This is a genomic window from Tistrella mobilis KA081020-065 (genome assembly GCF_000264455.2).
Taxonomy (GTDB): domain Bacteria; phylum Pseudomonadota; class Alphaproteobacteria; order Tistrellales; family Tistrellaceae; genus Tistrella; species Tistrella mobilis.
Map to the genome: position 1 here is coordinate 837,395 of NC_017958.1, position 20,928 is coordinate 858,322.

The 20,928-nt window shown below is 67.7% G+C and carries 16 protein-coding genes and 1 pseudogene; 9 read left to right on the forward strand and 8 right to left on the reverse strand.

Annotation, left to right across the window (positions count from 1 at the left end):
* Positions 1-58 precede the first annotated feature (58 nt).
* Positions 59-1,450, reverse strand: coding sequence for an N-acetylmuramoyl-L-alanine amidase (locus TMO_RS27320; RefSeq protein WP_014748302.1), 1,392 nt, complete (start codon positions 1,448-1,450; stop codon positions 59-61).
* Positions 1,451-2,440: 990 nt separating this feature from the next.
* Between TMO_RS27320 and TMO_RS32795 the strand changes: the two genes are divergently transcribed.
* The gene (locus tag TMO_RS32795; protein WP_145978474.1) at positions 2,441-5,815 is read left to right on the forward strand and encodes an Rne/Rng family ribonuclease; all 3,375 of its coding nucleotides are present in this window, start codon (positions 2,441-2,443) and stop codon (positions 5,813-5,815) included.
* Positions 5,816-5,940: 125 nt separating this feature from the next.
* Here the strand turns inward: TMO_RS32795 and TMO_RS27330 are convergent, their stop codons facing one another.
* Both TMO_RS27330 and TMO_RS27335 read right to left on the reverse strand, forming a co-directional pair.
* A complete protein-coding gene (locus tag TMO_RS27330) occupies positions 5,941-7,110 on the reverse strand; it encodes a pyridoxal phosphate-dependent aminotransferase (RefSeq protein WP_014748304.1) in 1,170 nt (389 codons plus the stop codon).
* A 132-nt stretch (positions 7,111-7,242) separates the two neighbouring features.
* Complete coding sequence (locus TMO_RS27335) at positions 7,243-8,484, reverse strand: gamma-glutamyltransferase (RefSeq protein WP_014748305.1); 1,242 nt, start codon at positions 8,482-8,484, stop codon at positions 7,243-7,245.
* A gap of 79 nt (positions 8,485-8,563) precedes the next feature.
* On the opposite strand from TMO_RS27335, the gene TMO_RS27340 reads away from it, so the two are divergent.
* Both TMO_RS27340 and TMO_RS27345 read left to right on the forward strand, forming a co-directional pair.
* Positions 8,564-9,964 (forward strand): M48 family metalloprotease, encoded by a 1,401-nt coding sequence (locus tag TMO_RS27340; RefSeq protein WP_051045637.1) that lies wholly within the window; start codon positions 8,564-8,566, stop codon positions 9,962-9,964.
* A gap of 65 nt (positions 9,965-10,029) precedes the next feature.
* A complete protein-coding gene (locus TMO_RS27345; RefSeq protein WP_014748307.1) occupies positions 10,030-10,788 on the forward strand; it encodes a DsbA family protein in 759 nt (252 codons plus the stop codon).
* Positions 10,789-10,792: 4 nt separating this feature from the next.
* Here the strand turns inward: TMO_RS27345 and TMO_RS27350 are convergent, their stop codons facing one another.
* Positions 10,793-11,479, reverse strand: a complete 687-nt coding sequence (locus TMO_RS27350) for an HAD hydrolase-like protein (RefSeq protein ID WP_014748308.1) — start codon at positions 11,477-11,479, stop codon at positions 10,793-10,795.
* 151 nt (positions 11,480-11,630) lie between these two features.
* On the opposite strand from TMO_RS27350, the gene TMO_RS27355 reads away from it, so the two are divergent.
* The 3 genes and pseudogenes from TMO_RS27355 (at position 11,631) to TMO_RS27365 (ending at position 12,902) form a co-directional block, all read left to right on the forward strand.
* The gene (locus TMO_RS27355) at positions 11,631-12,164 is read left to right on the forward strand and encodes a DUF2867 domain-containing protein (protein WP_041607655.1); all 534 of its coding nucleotides are present in this window, start codon (positions 11,631-11,633) and stop codon (positions 12,162-12,164) included.
* A 94-nt stretch (positions 12,165-12,258) separates the two neighbouring features.
* Positions 12,259-12,501 (forward strand): antitoxin, encoded by a 243-nt coding sequence (locus tag TMO_RS27360; RefSeq protein ID WP_014748310.1) that lies wholly within the window; start codon positions 12,259-12,261, stop codon positions 12,499-12,501.
* Positions 12,498-12,902 (forward strand): annotated as a pseudogene (locus TMO_RS27365) (type II toxin-antitoxin system VapC family toxin). The gene TMO_RS27360 and the pseudogene TMO_RS27365 overlap by 4 nt, the downstream one beginning before the upstream one ends.
* Before the next feature lie 81 nt (positions 12,903-12,983).
* Here TMO_RS27365 and TMO_RS27370 read toward each other — a convergent pair.
* Positions 12,984-13,466: a DMT family transporter gene (locus tag TMO_RS27370; protein WP_014748312.1), complete on the reverse strand. Its 483-nt coding sequence runs from the start codon at positions 13,464-13,466 to the stop codon at positions 12,984-12,986.
* A gap of 79 nt (positions 13,467-13,545) precedes the next feature.
* Between TMO_RS27370 and TMO_RS27375 the strand changes: the two genes are divergently transcribed.
* Positions 13,546-14,451 (forward strand): LysR substrate-binding domain-containing protein, encoded by a 906-nt coding sequence (locus TMO_RS27375; RefSeq protein WP_041608031.1) that lies wholly within the window; start codon positions 13,546-13,548, stop codon positions 14,449-14,451.
* A 276-nt stretch (positions 14,452-14,727) separates the two neighbouring features.
* Positions 14,728-16,434: a methyl-accepting chemotaxis protein gene (locus TMO_RS27380; RefSeq protein ID WP_014748314.1), complete on the forward strand. Its 1,707-nt coding sequence runs from the start codon at positions 14,728-14,730 to the stop codon at positions 16,432-16,434.
* Positions 16,435-16,528: 94 nt separating this feature from the next.
* Here TMO_RS27380 and TMO_RS27385 read toward each other — a convergent pair whose 3' ends face one another.
* Genes TMO_RS27385 through hppD form a run of 3 tightly spaced genes read right to left on the reverse strand, consistent with a single transcriptional unit; the run spans position 16,529 to position 19,759 of the window.
* Complete coding sequence (locus TMO_RS27385; RefSeq protein ID WP_014748315.1) at positions 16,529-17,512, reverse strand: fumarylacetoacetate hydrolase family protein; 984 nt, start codon at positions 17,510-17,512, stop codon at positions 16,529-16,531.
* A gap of 2 nt (positions 17,513-17,514) precedes the next feature.
* Positions 17,515-18,666 carry a homogentisate 1,2-dioxygenase gene (locus TMO_RS27390; protein WP_014748316.1) on the reverse strand — a complete coding sequence of 384 codons (1,152 nt, stop codon included), beginning with the start codon at positions 18,664-18,666 and terminating at the stop codon, positions 17,515-17,517.
* Entirely contained in the window at positions 18,659-19,759 is a 1,101-nt protein-coding gene (hppD, locus tag TMO_RS27395; protein ID WP_014748317.1) for a 4-hydroxyphenylpyruvate dioxygenase, read from the reverse strand. Before hppD ends, TMO_RS27390 begins: the two co-directional genes overlap by 8 nt.
* Positions 19,760-19,949: 190 nt before the next feature.
* On the opposite strand from hppD, the gene TMO_RS27400 reads away from it, so the two are divergent.
* Positions 19,950-20,501, forward strand: a complete 552-nt coding sequence (locus tag TMO_RS27400; protein WP_014748318.1) for a MarR family winged helix-turn-helix transcriptional regulator — start codon at positions 19,950-19,952, stop codon at positions 20,499-20,501.
* Positions 20,502-20,928: the final 427 nt, after the last annotated feature.

Consider the following 20,928-nt stretch of genomic DNA (forward strand, 5'->3'; position numbering starts at 1 on the left):
CAGGCCCGGCGACCGCCTGGGATTCAGAGAGGGGGTGGGATCAGAGAAGGGCCGGGGGTCAGAGACGGCTCCAGGTCTGTTCGGCGGCGAAGAACTGATCGACGGCACCGACGATGCTGCGGGCCAGCTTCGCCCGATGAGCGGAATCCTGCAGCACTTTTTCATCCTGTCGGTTGGACAGGAAGCCGGTCTCGATCAGCACCGAGGGCATGTCGGGCGCCTTGAGCACCGCAAAGCCGGCCGAACGCACGGGCTTGGTCAGCAATTCGGTATGCGGCTGGACCTGGCCGATGACATGGCCGGCAAAGCGCGCCGACAGGTTCATGGTCTCGCGCCGGGCCAGATCGATCAGGATCGAGGTGACCTCGGCGCTTTCGGTCGAAAGATCGACGCCGGCGATCAGGTCGGACTTGTTTTCGCTGTCGGCCAGCTGGGCGGCGACACCGTCCGAGGCGCGTTCCGACAGCGTGTAAATCGACAGGCCCCGGGTGCGCGGGTTCTGCACCGAATCGGCATGGATCGAGATGAACAGCTCCGCCTGGGCGGCACGGGCGATGGCGACCCGGTCGCGCAGCCGGATGAAGATGTCGCGATCGCGGGTCAGCACCGCCTTGTAGCGGCCGGTCTTTTCAAGCTCCTGCGCCAGCGCCTTGGCCATGGCCAGCGTGATCGACTTTTCCTGCACGCCGGTGATGCCGATGGCGCCGGGATCGATGCCGCCATGGCCGGCATCGATGGCGACGATCCGCCGGCCGTCGGTCCGGGCCCGCGGCCTGGCCGCGTCGGGCAGGATCGGCGCGGCGGCGACCGCCGCCTGCCCCGCAGGCGGCTGCGGGGCAGCCGCGACCTTGGTGCCGTCGAACCGGTCTTCCGGCTCCCCCTTCAGGGTGGTGCGGGCGAAGGATTGCGCCGAGGTGCGCGACAGATCGACCACGAAACGCGGCGGCAGACCGTCCTGCGCCGGCAGCACGAACATCGAATCGATCTGCGACGGCTGGGACAGGTCGAGCACCATGCGATAGACGCCGGGTTCGAACAGGCCGACGCGATAGCGCGCGATCAGCCCGGCGCCCGAATTCTCGCCCTTGTCGAGGATCTGCCAGTCCAGATTGCGGAAGTCGATCACCACCCGGTCGGGGCCCGACAGGGTGAAGGCCCGGAAATCCACCCGACGGTCCAGATCGATCACCAGCCGGGTCTTGTCGGGATGCATGCCGAACCGGAGGCCGACCGCACGGGCGGTTTCGCCGGCCACCGCCTCTTCCGGACCGACGCCCGGCAGCGGCCCTGCAATCACCGCGACCAGCGCCAGCAGGCAGATCACCGCCCTGCCCATGGTGCGTTTCGCCATCCGGCCCAGCCATGCGGCAGCCCGCCCCGGCCGGGACGGCGGAGCGGCGGAGATGCGGCAAAGATGGTCGGCGGTCTGGCGAATGGCAGGCGCGGACATGTGACGGCTCCAGGAGGCGTCGGCGGCTGATCCTCTGACCGGCCGCGCCGCCCGAAAACCGCCCGCGAACGGGTAGCTCCGATGACACCGCAACCAGCGACTCCTTCGTTTTATAGGCGGAAGTCGCCCAATCTTTCAATGCGTTTATCCATGTTGTTGGCACCGGGGGTGAACTTGCACGACGGGTTGTGGCCACGGTGTGACATGCCGGTCCGCCACGGTCGACCCGAAACGGCTCTCGCAGGACGCGGCCGATGTGGCCGCATGCCTGCGCAACACGCGCTTGCCCTGTCGCCGGATTGCAACAGCGCGATTGTGGAAGGGCCGCGACCTGTTCTATAGTGCGGCCGCGCGTTCCGCTTCGGTCACCGGCCCTGCCCCGCCTGGGACAGGATCGACCACCGGATGGGAGGCGCCGGAATTCCGTATGGCCGGAGGCATCGGACCGAGTTGATCGGACCGCGCCGCTCCGGGAGGGAGCATCCCCCGGCCGACGGTTGAACCCGCCGCGAGGCAGGACGACGACGACCCAGGGCATGCCGGCCACGCGACAAGCGGGCCGGGCCGGCCGGCGGAGAGCGAAATCCTTGTGACGCGGCGGCGGAGCGGGGTGTGCGGCAATTACGCGGCGCGCCCCTCCGACCAACAAGGAACGGTCATGAACGACGCGCGCGATTTCGCGCAGAGCGTCGGTCGCACGGGCCCTGAGGCGTCTTCCGATGCCACATCCGTCTGAGCGTCCGGTGCATAGCCTGAGAGGCTTCGACTGCCGCCGATCGCTCGGCGGTATGCGTTCCGTCGTCTTCGTATCGTTCCCCTGCCATCCGACACCGGGCCTGACCGTGCCGCCTGCCGCCGCCGCCCTGACCGGCGCCCGCGCAGCCGACGGCCGCAACCCCGCGCGTCGTTCCTCCACATCCTGCCCGACGGATCTGCGCCGCCTGACGAAGGCCGGCGCCCGTTGCGGTCATATCCGGAGTTCCACGCTCGATGACGAAGCGTATGCTGATCGACGCGAACCACCCCGAAGAAATGCGGGTGGTCGTCACCAACGGCAACCGGCTTGAAGAATTCGATTTCGAAACCTCGACCAAGAAGCAGCTGAAGGGGAATATCTATCTCGCCAAGGTGACCCGGGTGGAGCCCTCGCTCCAGGCCGCGTTCGTCGATTACGGCGGAAACCGGAACGGTTTCCTGGCCTTCAGCGAGATCCATCCCGACTACTTCCAGATCCCCGTGGCCGACCGTGAAGCCCTGGTCCGCGAGGTCGAGAAAGCAGCGCGCGAGGATGCCGAGCGCGAAGCCCGCGCCGATGCCGGCGAAGGCCCCGAGATCGAGGAGGTCGGCGGTTCCGACGTCGACGACATCGCGGCCGGCGGCGCCAGCCGGCGGCGGCTGCAGCCGCACCGCCAGTACAAGATCCAGGAAGTCATCAAGAAGCGGCAGCTGATCCTGGTCCAGGTGGCCAAGGAAGAGCGCGGCACCAAGGGTGCGGCCCTGACCAGCTATATTTCGCTGGCCGGCCGCTATTGCGTGCTGATGCCCAACACGCCCAATGGCGGCGGCATCTCGCGCAAGATTTCGGACGCCCGCACCCGCAAGAAGCTGCGCGAGACCCTGACCGAGCTGGGCACCCCCGCCGGCATGAGCGTGGTGCTGCGCACCGCCGGCGCCGAGCGCACCAAGACCGAGATCAAGCGCGACTACGAATATCTCTCGCGGCTGTGGGACGACATCCGCGAGCGGACCCTGTCGTCGCGCGCCCCGGCCCTGATCTATGAAGAGGCCGACATCATCAAGCGGTCGATCCGCGACATCTATTCCAACGACATCGACGAACTGCTGGTCGAGGGCAGCGACGGCTATCGCGCCGCGAAGGAGTTCATGCGGATGCTGATGCCCAGCCGCGCGCGGCTGGTGAAGCAGTATGGCGACCGCATCCCCCTCTTCCACCGCTATCAGGTCGAAACCCAGCTCGCCTCGATGCACTCCCCCACCGTGCGCCTGCCCTCGGGCGGCTATGTGGTGATCAACCAGACCGAGGCGCTGGTCGCGATCGACGTCAATTCGGGCCGCTCCACCCGCGAGCGGAACATCGAAGAGACCGCGCTCAAGACCAATCTGGAAGCCGCCGACGAGGTCGCCCGCCAGCTGCGCCTGCGCGACCTGGCCGGGCTGATCGTCATCGACTTCATCGACATGGACGACCGCAAGAACAACCGTGCGGTCGAACGGCGCCTGAAAGAGGCGATGAAAGCCGATCGCGCCCGCATCCAGCTGGGCCGGATCAGCGGTTTCGGCCTGCTGGAACTGTCGCGCCAGCGGCTGCGCCCGTCGCTGATCGAGGCCAGCACCATGCAGTGCCCGCATTGCGGCGGCACCGGTCTGGTCCGGTCGGTGGAAAGCACCGCCCTTGCCGCTCTGCGCGCGGTGGAAGAGGAAGGCATCCGCGAGCGCACCGAGGAGCTGGTGCTGCGCGTGCCGACCGAGGTTGCGCTCTATATCTTCAACCACAAGCGCGACATGCTGGCGGATATCGAGGCCCGCTATGTCTTCCGCGTGCTGGTGGAAGCCGCCGACAACCTGACGCCGCCCACGCCTTACGAGCTGGAGCGCACCCGCCAGCGCAAGGAAGGCGAGATCCCCGAGCGCCCGGCCGGCAGCGAGCGCCCGGTGACCGCCGAATCCTCGGCAGCCGCCGCCGATGCCGATGCCGCGCGCATCGCGGCTGAGGTTGCCGAAGCCGAGGCCGAGGAAGAGGCGATGGCGGAGGCAGAGGCCGCCGCCGAGGCCCGGAGCGAGGCCGAAGCCGAGACCCGGCCCGAGGCCGACAGCCAGAGCGAGGAAGAGCGGAACCGCCGCAAGCGGCGCCGCCGGTCGCGCCGGCGGAAGCGTCGCGACGACGAGACCCAGTCGACCGCCGAGGGCGAGGATCAGGCCGAGGACCAGGACGAAGACGGCGAGGCCGAGGGTGACACCGAGGCCGACACCGCCACGACCGAGGCCGAAGGCGAGAGCACCGAAGACGCCCGGAATGCCGACGACCGGAATGCCGAGGAGCGGAATGCCGAGGAGAACGGCCGCCGTCGCCGTCGGCGTCGCCGGCGTCGCCCGGGCAATGGCGAGGTCCGCATCGAGGCCCAGACCACAGACGGGGAGCAGGCCACCGACGAAGAGCAGGCCGGCGACGAGGCAGAGAACGCCGAGGCCGAGACCGCCGAGGCGGTGAGCGAAACGGAAACCCCGGCAGTCGAAGCGCCCGGCGCGGAGAGCGAGGTCGTCGAGCCCGTGGCCGAGGTGGTCGAAGCCGAAGAGGGTCGCGGCCGTCGCCGCCGCCGTCGTCGTCGGCCGGGTGAGGTCGAGGCGGTCGCGGCCGTCGAAGCCGATGCCGCCCCCGCTCCGGTGAGCGACGAGGCGCCCGTGAGCGAGCCGGAGCCCGTGAGCGAGCCAGCTTCCGTGAGCGAAACGGGGCCGGCGAGCGACGAGACGCCCGCCGAAGCGGCACCTGTCGACACCGCAGCGGTCGACCTGGCACCGGCTGAAGAGACCGTGGCCACCGACGCCCCCGCCGCGGAGTCCGAGGCGCCGGTCAGCGAACCCGAGCCCGTCCCCGAACCCGCCCCCGAACCCGAGATGGTCGGTGCGGATCTGGTGCCCGAAGCCGATGCCGTGGTCGAGGCCGATGCGGTGGTTGCCGCCGAAGAGCCGGTGGCCGCACCGGAGAAGCCGAAGCGCCGCCGCAAGGTGAAGGCAGAGACCGAAGCCGAGGCGCCCGCCGAGGCCGCGCCGAAGCCGCGCCGCCGCCGCAAGGTGGCCGAGACTGCCGCGGACGCCCCGGCCGAAGCCGAGGCGGTGGCAGAGGCGGCCCCCACCCGCAAGCGGGCGACGCGCGCCAAGGCGACGACGGCCAAGGCGACGGCGGCCAAGGCTGCGACCACCAAGGCCGCCGCGGCCAAGACCACCCGCGCCCGCAAGGCGAAGGCGGTCGAGGGGGCTGAGCCCGTCGAGGCTGCCGCCGAGGCACCGAAGCCGCGCCGCCGCCGCAAGGCGGAGCCTGCGGTGGAGGCGGCCGAGCCGGCCCTGGTCGTGACCGCCGTGGAAACCGGTGCCGAGCCGCCGGTGATCGACGGCCCGGCCGCCGCCGCGGTGGCCGAAGCCGCCGAAGCCCCGGCCGCCCCGCTGGAGCCGCCCTTCCGCGAGGAAGCGACCGCCGAGACGGCACCGGAGGCCACCGAAGCGGAGACCGGCACGAAGGCCGAGCCGCAGCCGGCCGGCGATGACGAGCCGGCCGTGACGGTGATCGAGGCCGAAGGCGCGCCAGAGCGCCCGCGCCGCGGCTGGTGGGCCTCTCGCGGCCGCAGCTGACGGTCGCCCCCGGAGCCGGCTCATGCCGGCTCCGGCCAGCGATCCAAACAAGCCCACGATCAAAATAATGGGGCCGCCGGTTCGACCGGCGGCCCCTTTATCGTCTCCGAACGGCTGGCGTCGGGTCAGGCGACCTTGCCGACGCCGAAGCTGCGGCGCATCCAGCCGTCCAGCCGGTCGACCACCTGCACCATATCTTCGGTAGACCCGGCAAAGGCCATGCGCAGATAGTGATGGCCCTTGAACGGGTCGAAATCGACACCGGGCGTGGCGGCGATGCCGGCCTCGTGCAGCATGCGGCGGCAGAAATCGATGCTGTCGGTGCTGTAGTCGGAAATGTCGGCCCAGACATAGAAGGCACCGTCGATCGGCGCGATCCGGCCCAGCCCGACCTTGGGCAGACCCTCCAGCAGCACCCGGCGGTTCTCGGCATAACGCTTCACCGCAATCTCTGCCTCGTCATAGCCGTCGAAGGCCGCCGTGGCAGCGATCTGGGCCACCGCCGAGGGCGAGAGGAAGAAGTTCTGCGCCAGCTTTTCACCCGTGCGGGCCATGTCTTCCGGCAGGATCATCCAGCCCATGCGCCAGCCGGTCATGGCGAAATACTTGGAGAAGCTGTTCACCACGATCGGCGCCTGCGAGAAGTTCAGCGCGCTGCGGGTGGGCCGGCCATAAGTCAGCCCGTGATAGATCTCGTCCGAGATCAGCGTGATGCCCTTCGCCTCGCAATAGCGCACCAGGGCCTCCAGCTCTTCGGGCTTCAGCGTGGTGCTGGTGGGGTTGGAGGGACTGGCGACGATCAGCCCGTCGATCGGCTTGTCCAGTGCCTCCAGATGGGCAATGGTCGGCTGGAAGCGGCTTTCGGGGCCGGTCTCGATCGACACGACCTCGATGTCGAGCGCCTTCAGCACATTGCGATACGAGGTATAGCCCGGCTCCGCCATCGCGACCCGCGCACCCGCATCGAAGGCCGCCAGGAAGGCGATGGTAAAGCAGCCCGACGCCCCATGGGTGATCAGGATGCGCTCGATCGGGATCTCGAGCCCGTACCACGACCGGTAATGCGCGGCGATCCGCCGGCGCAGCGCCGGCTGCCCGGCCCCTTCGGTATAGCCGAAAGCCGGCCCGTCGAGCGCGGCGCGGGCCGCACGGATCGCCGGCGCCGGCGCACCGGTCGACGGCTGGCCGACTTCCATATGGATAATGTGACGGCCGGCAGCCTCGAGCGCATTCGCCTCGGCCAGCACCTCCAGCGCGTGGAACGGGGGGATCTGCGAGCGACGGGAAACGGGCATGGAATGGGGTATCCTTCTGCAGGGGCCGCGCCCCAGGGGGAGGACGGCCTGCACGGAATGCGACAGATCCGACCGGGATTATGAAACCATAAGTTCATAATCCCGGTCATGCCAATCGCGAAGTGCTGAGGATCAGCGGATGGCCAGCCCCGGCGACGAGGGCGAGACGATGGCGTTGCAGCGCTGATCGTCGGACGGAATGCCGTTGGCACAGGCGGCGGCACCGATATCGGCGCCGGCCGTGGCGGCGGCGGCGAGCGAGTCGTCCAGCGGTTCGCCGCCGTAGAAGCTGCCGATCAGCCGGCTCATCGCCGGCACGGCGCCCTCGCCGGTCGCCGTTGCGGCCATATAGGGCTTGTAGATGTTGGTGTTGACCGCCAGCACCGCGGCGCCCGAGGCGGTTGCTGCCGGATCGAGCGGCCGCGCGGCGATGATGCCGGTATCGTCGCCCATCCGGCCGGTGCCGAAGGGGGCACCCTGGGTGAAGGTGCAGGCCACTGCCTGGCCGTACTGGTCGATGGCCAGAATGCCGGACTGCACGGCATCATGGCCGGCCACCGGCAGCGCCGTGCCGGTGCGCACGGTCGAAAGCGCATCCAGCGCCGCCGCCCCGCCGGTGCCGGGGATGGTGACCATGTCGAAATTGCCGAGCGAGCGGGTCAGCGCATCGCCCTTGGCGGGCTGATAGGCGCGCAGTTCCTCGGCCCTGAGCGTGACGCCCGCCTGGGCGAAATCCTCGATCATCCGTCGGCCCAGCGGCCCCGCATAGAGCGTGCCCGGGCCTTCGGTGCGCAGCGAGCCCAGCGAGGAGGCGAGATCCGGCCGGGTCATCTGATTGCCCTGGGCCAGATTGCCGAAGCTGCGCGCCAGCGTGGGCGAGGCCGAGATCACCTCGCGATAGGCGGCGAGATCGGCCGCGAAGGCCGGCGAGACCTGCGCGCCGAACCGGGCCAGCTGCTCGGCCGGAGAGACCAGCTGCGGCAGGCGCAGCACGCCGTAATCGGCATGCATGGTGAACAGCCCGCGCGCGAAGCCCGGCACCGCCACCGTCTCGCCGGGCACGGCGGCCTGGGGCATGAAGGCATAGGCGCGCGGCGGCTCCGCCTCCTTGGGCTTGGTGCGGCGCGACTGGGCCTTGTAGACCACGCAGGCTCCGCCACCGCCCAGCCCCACGCGGCTCGGCAACGTGACGGTCTGGGTGAAGGCCATGGCCACCGCCGCATCGACCGCGCTGCCACCGGCCGACAGGATGTCGCGGCCGACCAGCGCCGAGCGTGGCTCGTCGGCAGCGATCAGGCCGATGAAGCCGGTCACGGCATCCACCTGGCCCACTTCCACGCGCGGCCCGCAGCCCGCCAGCACGGCAAGGCTCACGATCGCGAGAGCTGCCGGTGCTTCACGGAGATGCCACGGTTGCCGAGATTGACGGGCGTGTCGTGCGACCCTACGTTCGGTGAAGACATCCGGGGTCTGCACCGTGCGCTCAAGCTTCCTCCGCATCGCCGTCCTTATCTGCTTCCTGATCGTGTCGGGGATCGGTGCCGTGGGCCCCGCTTCGGCGCAGCAGCGAAGCCTGTCCTTCATCCGCGACGCCGAGGTGGAACATACCATCCGGCAGATAGCGACTCCACTGTTCAAGGCGGCCGATCTCGACCCGAACGCGATCGACATCCACCTGATCCGCGACAACGCCATCAACGCCTTCGTCGGCGGCGGCATGCACCTGTTCATCTTCACGGGGCTGCTGATGGCCAGCGACAACCCCAACCAGATCGCGGGCGTGATCGCACATGAAACCGGCCATATCGCCGGCGGCCATCTGTCGCGCATCGGCGGTGCGGTCGAGATGGCGACCGCCCAGGCCATCGCCTCGGCCCTGCTGGGGCTTGCGATCGGTGTCGCCGGCGGCAGCGCCGATGCCGGCATGGCGATCGCGATGGGCGGCCAGCAGATGGCCCAGCGCGGCATGCTGAGCTTCAGCCGCGCCCAGGAGAATTCGGCCGACCAGGCGGGCATCCGCTTCCTGCACCGGGCGGGCGAATCCGCACTGGGCATGCTCCAGTTCTTCGAGAAGCTCGACACCCAGAACGCGCTGATCGGCAGCCGCCAGAGCCCGTACCTCTCCACCCACCCCATGGCCGCCGACCGGGTGCGGGTGGTCGAGAACGTGGTGGCCCAGGAAAAGGGTGTCAGCGCCGAAGCGACGCCCGAGCAGCAGATGGCCTATGACCGGATGATCGCCAAGCTGCGCGGCTTCCTGGACCCGCCCGGCCGCACCTTTGCCGCCTATAAGGCCGATGACACCTCGGTGCCCGCGCGCTATGCCCGCGCCATCGCCTATTACCGCCAGGCCGATCTGGACCACGCCCTGCCGCTGATCCGCGGGCTGATCGCCGAACAGCCCGACGATCCCTATTTCCACGAGCTGGAAGGCCAGATGCTGTTCGAGAACGGCCGGGTGGCCGAGGCGATCAAGCCCTATCGGCTGGCGGTGGAAAAATCCGACCGTGCGCCGCTGATCGCGGTCGGCCTGGCCCAGGCGCTGATCGAGACCGGCACCGATGCCGCCTATACCGAGGCCCAGGCGCTGCTTGAAAACGCGACCGCGAAAGACCGCGACAACGCCACCGCCTGGCGGCTGCTGGGCATCGCCTATGGCCGCGCCGACCGCATGCCGCAGGCCTCGCTGGCCTTGGCCGAATACAACGCCCAGATCGGCCGCTGGGACGAGGCCGAGGTCCAGGCAACCCGCGCCCGCGACAACCTGCCGGTCGGTTCTCCCGGCCAGCTGCGCGCCGATGATCTGGCAGAATACGTCAAGCGCCAGCGCGAGGAAGCCCGCGCCAATCGTTGAGACCACGGGGCGCCTGCCCTGTCGTCCTGAACCACCCCACTCCGCTCCGAAAGACACCAGACCCCATGTCGAAACTCCTCGTCCCGGCCCTGGCCCTGATCCTGGGTGCTGCCGGCGGTGCCGCCGCGACCCTGGTCATCGACCGTATCCACGCCGTGGACCCGGCATCGGAAGCCCGGGCCGGCGAGGACATGGTCCGGGCCCTGCTGGCGCGCGAACCCGAACTGGTGGTGGAAAGCATCCGGGCCTGGCAGGCGAAGCAGCAGACCGCGGAACTGGAAGCCCAGGGCTCGGCGATCCGCGACAGCGAGGCCGCCCTCGTCGCCGATCAGCGCGACCCGGTCGTCGGCCCGGCCGATGCGGCAGTGACGGTGGTCCAGTTCTTCGACTATCGCTGCCCCTATTGCCGCCGCGCCATGGGCACGGTCGACCAGCTGATCGAAAAGCGCGACGACATCCGCGTGGTCTACAAGGAATTCCCGATCCTGGGCCCGGATTCGCTGATCGCCGCCCGCGCGGCCCTGGCCGTGAACCAGGTGGCCCCCAAGGCCTATCCTGAAGTTCACACCGCGCTGATGACCCAGCAGGGCAGCCTGACCGAAGACCGCGTGCTCGCCATCGTCGCCGATCGCGGCATCGACGCCGAGGCGGTCAAGGCACGCATGCACGCGCCCGAGACCGAGGCCCATATCCGCGATACCATGGATCTGGCGCGCAAGCTCGGCATCGGCGGCACCCCGGCCTTCGTGATCGGCGACACCCTGCTGCCGGGCGCGGTGGAACTCGACGCCCTGGACCGTGCGGTCGAGGCGGCGAAGGGCTGAGACCTCACACCCGTGGCACGGCCACAGCGATCCCCCGCGCCGCCAGCAGGCGCGGGGCGATGGTAGCGAGATCGGGGAAGCGGTCGGCGATGGCATCTGCACCCTCGGCCATGGCGAGGGGGCCGTGGCCCCAGCCGGCGAAGATGACCGGCATGCCGGCGCCCCGGGCCGAGACGACGTCGTTGCGGTGGTCGCCCACCATCACCGCCGGGGCGTGGTCGAGGCCGACCGCCTGCAGCGTCAGGGTCAGGTGGCGCGGATCGGGTTTGGAGACCGGGAAGCTGTCGCCGGCGCCGATGCCGTCGAAACGCGACAGCAAGCCCAGCCCATCGAGCAGGGTGCGGGTGGCGGTCGCCGGTTTCTTGGTGCACAGCAGCACCGCCCAGCCGGCAGCACGGAAGGCATCCAGGGTTTCGGGCACACCCGGAAAGGCCGTGGTCGCCCCGGCGGCATGGGCGGTGTAATCGGCGAGGAAGCGGTCATGCGCCGCCTCGTCCATCGGCCGGTCGCGGGCCGCCAGCACCCGTTCCACCAGCTTGCGCGGCCCGTCGCCCAGATAGCCGGCGATTTCAGGACCGGATACCTCGGGCAATCCCAGCGCCGTCATCAGCCGGTTCATCGCCGCCGCGAAATCCGGCACGGCATCGACCACGGTGCCGTCGAGGTCGAGGAGAAGGGCGGGACGGGTCATCTGCCGAGGACTCCGGCTTGGGGGGAGAGGCGCTGCAGAATAGCAGCCGCCGCCCGATGCCGCGACAGCCGGTTCCCCGCGCCTGCGGCCGGCTGACGCAGGCGATGACGCCCCCTGTCCCCCGCCCGCCACAGACTGCATACTCGCCGCCATGGACCTGTATCGCCCGACCGCCCATCCCCTGCCCCAGGACTCGCGTCTCCGCCCGATGTTCGTCGGCGCGGATCTGGCCGACTGCTATGCCATCGGCCTGCCGGCCGGCGTAGGCGGCGATCCGGAACATCTGGCGCGCGTCCTGTTCGCGGGCCAGGCCGGCTGGGCCCGGCGCCTGCTGAAGCTGCGCGACCTGCTGGTCCGCCCCTTCGGCCTCAAGACCTCGGACAGCATGGCGGCTGCCGGAGATGCCGGCGATCCTGGCAACCGTCGGATCGGCATCTTCCGGATCTACGAAACCCGGCCGGATGAGATCATCCTGGGCGAGGATGACCGCCATCTGGATTTCCGTCTGACGGTGCGCGTGGCCCCCGATCCCGACCGCCTGGGAGAGCGGCTGGTGATGACCGCAACCGCGGTTCGCTGCCACAACGGTCTGGGCCGGCTGTACATCGCCCTGATCCGCCCCTTCCATGTGGCGGTGGTGCGCTCAGGCCTGGCACGGGCAGCGCGGGCGGGATGGCAGGGATAGGCGCCGCGTCCACCCGGCACCATGATCCGGGCGGAAGTTTGCCTCAGCTCCGTGAAAGGCATATGTTATGGACATATGCCTGAGGTGCTGCCCCATGAACGACACGCGCATCCGCCATGTTCGCCTGTTCCGCAACGGCCGCAATCAGGCGGTGCGCATTCCCGTGGATTTCGAGCTGCCGGGAGACGAGGCCATTCTGCGGCGCGAGGGAGATCTGCTGATCCTGGAACCCGTGCGCAAACGCGGCCTGGTCGCATTGCTCGACAGTTGGGAGCCGATCGACGCAGCACTGCCTGAGATCGAGGACCAGCCGACCGTGCCGGAGGATATATTTTGAGCCGGCTTTACATGCTCGACACCAACATCATTTCCGATGTCGTCCGCAATCCGCGTGGTGGGCCTGCATTAAGGCTGTGAAGCATCCCCCAGCAAGACTTGTGCACCAGCATCATCGTGGCTGCTGAACTGCGCTATGGCTGTGCGAAGAAGGGTTCCGACCGGTTGTCGGAGCGTGTCGAAGGCATTCTGGCCGAAATACCGGTTCTTGGCTTTGATGTTCCCGGAGATGTTGCCTACGGCATGATTCGCGCGGAGTTGGAAAGCAAAGGCCTCCCCATCGGCTACAACGATGCGCTGATCGCTGCGCATGCCCGTTCCCTGAATGCGATCATCGTGACGGCCAACATCCGCGAGTTTTCGAGAGTCTCCGATCTCGATGTCGAGAACTGGCTGGCGTAAGAGGTGACCTGGTTCACCCCTCATCCCCATTCAGGCACCGGCTACCCGCCACTTACACCTGGAAGATCGATGCCCGCCGGCTCATGATCCGGCGGCCGGCTTCACGCCCGATGCCTGCAGCTGCATCACGATCAGCCCCAGAATGATCAGGCCCAGCCCGGCGAGGCGGGGCAGCGAGACCGGCTTCTGCGGGAGGCCGACCAGGCCCCAATGGTCGATGATGACCGAGGCCAGCATCTGGCCGGCGATGGCCGCGGTGATGAAGCCGGCGGCCCCCAGTTTCGGCGCCAGCACAAGCGCACCGGTAATATAGACCACGCCGACGATCCCGCCGATCCATATCCAGCGCGGCGCCTGGGCGAGATTGGACAGGGCCGGCATCTCGACGCGCGCCAGCAGCATGACCGGCAGGATGCAGGCGAAGCTGACGCACAGCGATATGGCGGTACCCCAGAGAGGGTGTCCGAGCGTCCGCCCGAGAACCGCATTGGCGCCCGCCTGAAACGGGACGACGGCACCCGAGACGATCGCGGCGAGGATGAGAAGCAGTGAGCTGGTGTGCATGATGAACCTCCATGTTCATCAGATGCAATATCTGCTTCGCGAATGGAAATTCGGATATAATATCCCCTATATGCAACAGATGAATAATCTTCGCGGTATCGACCTCAACCTGCTGGTGGTGCTCGATGCGCTTCTGGCCGAGCGGCATGTGTCGCGCGCGGCCGCCCGGCTGAATATGAGCCAGCCGGCCGTCAGCCACGCGCTCGGGCGTCTGCGGCATCTGTTCGACGACCCGCTGTTGATCCGCCGCAACGGGCAGTTGACGCCGAGCGCCCGGGCGCTGGACATCGCCCCCGCACTGACCGAGGCCTTGCGACAGCTGCAGGAGGTTCTGGGACCGGGAGGCTTCGACCCGGCGCAGGAAATGCGGCGTTTCCGCCTGGCGATGTCGGACTACGGCTCTGCCGTCATCCTTCCCGACCTGCTGAACATGCTGCGCCGGGAAGCACCGGGGGTCGAGCTGGTGATCACCCAGGCGAGCCGGGAGGCGATGCTTCGGCAGGTGCTGGACGGGGAATGCGATCTGGCACTGGGCGTGTTTCCCGATCTTCCCCCGCGGATCGAGGCCGAACGACTTTTCGACGAGCATTTCGCCTGCCTTGCGGATCGCCAGGGGCTGGACGGCCGTGATCGTCTGGATCTGGCCGCCTATCTCGCCCGGCCCCATGTGCTGGTTGCGATGCAGAACGACGCCGATACCGGGATCGATACGGCCCTGCACGCCATCGGCCACACGCGCCGTATCGTCGTCACACTGCCGCATTGGGGCACTGCGCCACGGCTGATCCGGGGGACGGACCTGGTTCTGACCGTCGCTCGCAAAACCCTGGCCCTCTGCGAAGATGATCCGGTCCTCGCCGTCTTCGCCCCGCCCTTTGCGATCCCGCCCTTTCCCTTCGTTCAGGTCTGGCATGAACGGCGCAGCAGCGATCCCGCGCATCTGTGGTTGCGTCGCGCCGTCGCAAGTACCTCTACGTCTGACTAGGTGTCAGCCAGCCGGCGCCGGTGCCGATGATCCGGTTCCGGATGATCAGGACCCGAAAAATCATGACGCGAGATGCATGAAGCGTCCTGGGAATTCCCCCTGATCCTTCACCACTTCTCAACTCTTTTCAGAATAATCTTCCGCCGACGGCGATATGATCATGAAAACCATCATCACCTCCGATTGACAAGACTGGTGGGGCTCGCCATCGGAATTGCGCGGTCTGCTTGTCCGCTGCTCCGCACCCCACCTCCGAGGCGTGGAAGGTGAGTTGTCATGTCCTTCATCAAGCTGCCGTCCTTAACCGATCACGACATCCTGAAGGCGCTCGACCTGTCGCAGGCGACCGTCCATTTCTCCTCCGAGGGCACGGTCCTGGCGGCCAACGACAATTTCCTGAAGCTGATGGGCTATCGGCTGGAGGAGGTCGCCGGCAAGCACCACGGCATGTTCGTGACCCAGGCCGAGCGGAACGCCCCGGACTACCGGGCCTTCTGGCAAGACCTGGCCGCGGGCAACTTCCGCAAGGCGGTGTTCAGACGGGTGACCCGCGAGGGTCGCGAGATCTTCATCCAGGCGACCTACACCCCGATCCGGGATCACAAGGGTCGGGTGCGGCGGGTGATCAAGTTCGCGACCGACGTAACGGCCGACGTTCTGAAGACCGCGGAATATGAAGGCCAGATCACCGCGATCCAGAAGAGCCAGGCGGTGATCCACTTCACGCCCGATGGTACGGTCCTCTGGGCCAACGACCTGTTTCTGAACGTGATGGGCTATCGCCTGGACGAGATCCAGGGCAAGCCGCATGCCCTGTTCGTCGACGACGCCCATGCGGCCAGCCAGGACTATCGCGCGTTCTGGGCAGATCTGAGGCTGGGTCAGGCCAGGACGGCAGAATTCCGCCGCCTCGCCAAGGGCGGGCGCGAGGTCTGGATTCAGGCGACCTACACGCCCATCCTGGATCCTGCCGGCCAGCTGGTGAAGGTGGTGAAATATGCAACCGACATCACCGCGCAGAAGCTGGTAACGGCCGACTATCAGGGCCAGATGGCGGCCATCGGCCGGACCCATGCGGTGATCGAGTTCGGTCTGGACGGCAGGGTGCTGCAGGCCAACGACAATTTCCTCGCCGCCACCGGCTATCGGCTGGACGAGATCCAGGGCAAGCCCCACGGCATGTTCATGCCCGAGGCCGAGGTGAAGACCGACGCCTATCAGGCCTTCTGGCAAAAGCTTCGCGCCGGCGATTTCGTCACCGGCATCCATAAGCGGCTCGGCAAGGGCGGCCGGGTGGTCTGGCTGCGCGCCACCTACAACCCGATTTTCGATGCCTCGGGCCGGGTCTGCAAGGTGGTCAAATACGCGACCGACATCACCCGGCTGATGACCTCGCATCTGGCGGCGGTGTCGTCGGCCGAAGTGACGCTCGCCAATGTCGAGGCGGTGGCCGCCGCCTCGGAAGAGCTGACGGCCTCGGTCGCCGAGATCACCCGTGCCGCCGACAGCGGCCACCGCTCCGCCGAAACCATGCGAGACAACGTCTCCCGCGGCGAGGAAGCCGTCGCGCGGCTGAAAGAGACGACCAGCGCGATGAACGGGGTGATCAAGCTGATCCAGGACATCGCCACGCAGATCAACCTGCTGTCGCTGAACGCCACCATCGAGGCGTCGCGCGCGGGCGAAGCCGGCCGCGGCTTCACCGTCGTCGCCTCCGAGATCAAGACCCTGTCCGGCCAGACGGCAACCGCCACCGAGAACATCGCCCGCCAGATCGCCGAACTGCAGGAGGTCTCGCAGACCGTCGACGGCACGATGTCCGGCATCACCGGCGGCATCCTGCAACTGCACGAGGCCAGCGCCGTGCTCTCTTCGGCGATCGAGGAACAGCTGGCCATGACCCGCAGCATCGCGAGCAACATGCACAAGGCGGTCGACGGCGTGACCGGCACCACCGACAACCTGACGAAGATGGTGCAGTAGGCCACAGCGAAACACGGCCCGCCGGATTCCCCCGGCGGGCCGTTTCACGTCAGACAGAACCGGATCGGCCGCCCCTCAGCCCCACTTCACGCCCTCAACCCCACTTCACAATCTTCTGGTCGATCGCGCCGAAGATCGAGACCTCCTCGCGGTCGGTCATCTCGATGCGCACGCGGTCACCGAAGGACATGAACGGGGTAGAAGGCTTGCCGGCATCGATCGTCTCCAGCATGCGCCGCTCGGCGATGCAGCACGAACCGCGGCTGCGGTCGAGATTGGAGACGGTACCCGAGCCCACGATGGTGCCGGCGCCCAGATGGCGGGTGCGGGCGGCATGGGCGACCAGGCGGCGGAAGTCGAAGGTCATGTCCTCGCCCGCCTCTGGCGCGCCGAACAGATCGTCGTTCAGCCAGACCTTGAGCGGCAGGTTGACCTTGCCGCCATCCCAGGCGTCGCCCAGCTCGTCCGGGGTGACCGCGACGGGGGAGAAGCTGGAGGCCGGCTTCGACTGGAAGAAGCCGAAACCCTTGGCCAGCTCACCCGGGATCAGATTGCGCAGGCTGACATCGTTGACCAGCATGACCAGACGGATATAGCCGCCGGCCTGCTCCGGCGCCGTGCCCATCGGCACGTCGTCGGTGACGACCGCGACCTCGGCCTCGAAATCGATGCCGAAGGCCTCGTCGGCGCATTCCACCGGATCCATCGGGCCGATGAAGCGGTCGGAGACGCCCTGATACATCAGCGGGTCATGCCAGAAGTTCTGGGGCATCTCGGCGCCGCGCGCCTTGCGGACCAGCTCGACATGGTTCACATAAGCCGAGCCGTCGGCCCATTGATAGGCGCGCGGCAGCGGCGCCATCGTCGCCACGGGATCGAAGCCGATCACGCCATCGACCTCGCCCGCATTCAGCGTCTCGGACAGGGCCTGAAGCCGGGGAGCGGTTTCGGCCCAGCGGTCCAGCGCCGCCTGCAGGGTGGGGGCGATGCCCTCCGCCGGCACGCAGTGCTTCAGATCCCGCGAGACCACCACCAGCCGCCCGTCGCGGCTGCCGTCCTTGAGGGTCGCCAGCTTCATCGTCACTCCGCCGCTTCGTTGGTCGCAGCCGGCTGCGTGCGCCAGCTGTCGACGTAACCGGTCCATTCCACACTGGCCGCACCCGCCTGAACCTCCAGCGGGTCGCGGGTGTCGATCATCACCGCCACCTCGTCGGTCTCCTTGCGTGCGGCCTTCTGGCCGATGGCAAAAGCCTTGGGGTGGGGCCCGTGGGCAAAGCCCGCCGGGTGCAGGCTGATCATGCCGGGATGGATGTTGTCCCGGCTGAAGAACGAGCCCCGGTGATAGAAGATGAACTCGTCGTAGTCGACGTTCGAATGGAAGAACGGCACCTTGAGCGCCCCCGGATCGCTTTCGATCGGCCGGGGCACGAAGGTGCAGACCACGAAGCGCTCGCCCACGAAAGTGGTGTGGGCCGAGGGCGGCAGATGGTAGCGATGGCTCATCAGCGGCCGGATGTCGCGCCAGTTCACCTTCACCGGCGCCAGGTCGCCATGCCAGCCCACCGCATCCAGCGGGTTGTACGGGAAGACCATGGTCGAAACCTCGCCGAAGCGCTTCACCGCCACCCGGGTCTCGGTTTCGGAGCGCTGGTCGTCGAAGGCCTCGTCGATCACCGGCACGGCCAGGATCGCCGGATCGAAGATCGCATGCGGCCCCACGATGCCCTTGTCGGGCAGCTTGTAGGCGGAATCCGTCGCCTCGATCATCAGCACCCGGGTCGGCGCCTCGGGCACCAGACGCCACATCGTGCCGCGAGGCAGCAGGATGTAGTCGCCTTCGGCATAGGTCATATGGCCGAAATCGCAGAACAGATGGCCGGCGCCGTCATGGATGAACAGCAGCTCGTCGCCATCGGCATTGCGCGCCAGATGATCCATCGGCGCATCGATCCGCCAGAAGCGCACCGCGCAGCGGCGGTTGCCGACCAGCGCCTCGGCCGACCAGGGGCCGGCGGGCACCGCATCGAATTTCGTGGTGTCGAAGGCGCGCGGCCGGATCGGGCCTTCGAACCGCACCCAGCCGGTCGGGGCATGGGCATGGTGGATATGGGCGGCCGGGCCGAAGAAGCCTTCCCGCCCGATCTCGTGCTCGAAGGTGCCGTCGGGCAGGTCCGCATGGGCCTGCCGCGACGCCCGGCCTTCGACGCGCGGGATGTTGATCCAGTTACGCATCGGCGCTCAACACTCCGCGCTTGATCTGGTCGAGTTCCATCGCCTCGAACAGCGCCTTGAAATTGCCTTCGCCGAAGCCCTCATTGCCCTTGCGCTGAATGATCTCGAAGAAGATCGGGCCGATGACGTTTTCGGTGAAGATCTGCAGCAGCATGCCGACATGATTGTCGGGCAGACCGTCGATCAGGATGTGGTCGCGGCGCATCCGCTCCAGATCCTCGCCATGGTCCGGCACGCGGGTGTCGACCATGTCGTAATAGCTGGACGGCGTTTCCAGGAAGGCGACGCCGCGCTCGCGCATGCCCTCGACCGAGCGGAAGATCGCCTCGGTGCCGAGCGCGATATGCTGGATGCCCTCGCCGTTATAGGCCTGGAGATATTCCTCGATCTGCGACTTGTCGTCGGCCGATTCGTTGATCGGGATCCGGATCTTGCCGCAGGGGCTGGTCATCGCACGCGAATGCAGGCCGGTCAGCTTGCCTTCAATGTCGAAATAGCGGATCTCGCGGAAATTGAACAGCTTGGTGTAGAATTCCGCCCAGTGATTCATCCGCCCGCGATGCACGTTGTGGGTCAGATGGTCGATATAGGTGAGGCCCTGATCATTGGCGGCGGCCTCCGCCCCCTCGATCGGCTCGAAATCGATGTCGTAGATCGTGCCCCGGGCGCCGTAGCGGTCGACCAGATAGATCACGCTGCCGCCGATGCCCTGGATGGCCGGGATGTTCAGCTCCATCGGGCCCACCTGGCCCAGATGCGGCTTGGCGCCCAGCTCCAGCGCGCGCTTATAGGCGAAGCGCGCATCCTTGACCCGGAAGGCCATGGCGCAGGCGCCGGGGCCGTGCACCCGGGCGAAGGACTGCGCGAAGCTCTCGGGCTCGGCATTGACGATGAAATTGATGTCGCCCTGGCGGTAGAGGGTGACGTCCTTGCTGCGGTGACGCGCGACGGCGGTAAAGCCCATCCGCTCGAACAGCGCCCCCATCTCCACCGGGTCGGGGCTGGCAAACTCGACGAACTCGAAGCCGTCGGTGCCCATCGGGTTCTCGAAACCGAACGGCGTATCGCCGCCAATCCTGCTTTCCGCGCTCATCGCTTTCCCCCTCGACGTGCCACGGCTACCATCCTGCCCCCGGGACGGCACGCGGACGACGCCCTGCAGGACTGCAAGGATCGGGAGACCGGGCCTTCCGGGGCTCGACGTCGCCGTCGGCACCTGATAGTTTCATTTGTAACCAAGTTGCCCCCGGACCCGGGCAATGTCAAGCGGAGGCCATCATCCGGTGAGCGAAAGCGCCAGCCCTGCCCCCGGTTCCAATCCCGCCCCCGGCACCAGTGCCGAGCCGGGTTCCGGTTCCGGCAGCCGGCCGAATCCGGCACGCGGCGAGGACGGCAAGAGCCTGAGGCTGGAGCGTTTCCTGCCCTACCGGCTGTCGATCCTGGCCAACCGGATCTCCTCCACCCTGGCCCGCGCCTATGCCGAGACGTTCGACCTCACCATTCCCGAATGGCGGGTGATGGCGGTGCTGGGCCGGTTTGCCCCCCTCACCGCCAATGCAATCTGCGAGGCGACGCAGATGGACAAGGTGACGGTCAGCCGCGCCGTGCAGCGGCTGGAGCGCGCCCGGCGGATCGAGCGCACCACCGACGCGGCCGATCGCCGCCGGGTGCTGCTGCGGCTGTCGGCCGACGGGCTGGATGTCTATGGCCGGATCGCGCCGCTGGCGCTGGATTACGAAGAACGGCTGATCGCCGACCTGACGCCCGAAGAACGCGACGCCCTGGTCCTGCTGATCGATCGCCTGACCGACATGGCCGCCCGCACCGAGGTCTGACCGGGTTCATCAATCATAAGTAGATGAAATGGACAAGGCTGCCAGGCGGCGGCGCCGTGCGCCGGCAAATGGGCGCGACAGAATGTGACGCGGCGCAGCACATCTATCGGCTTTGCGTCGTCTTCGATCGATATTTTATGCAGATGACATCTGTAAAAACTGGCGGAATACGGCCGAATTCGATGCCGTGACAGCCTTCCCGCCCGCGGGTCCACGATGTGTGCACCGCACGATATATCCTCTTGTTGCGCCGCCGCATCCTGCACTACAGTTAAAGCAGGGTGACATACAGGCGTGACACTTCGGCATCGCAGGATCGGTGCAGCCCCCGGGTGGATCGCCTTCAACGCGTGACACATACAAGCAATACGCGGCCAACCGCGACCGGAGACGCCTTCTGCGACCGGAAAAGATAGGGGGTTTGGTG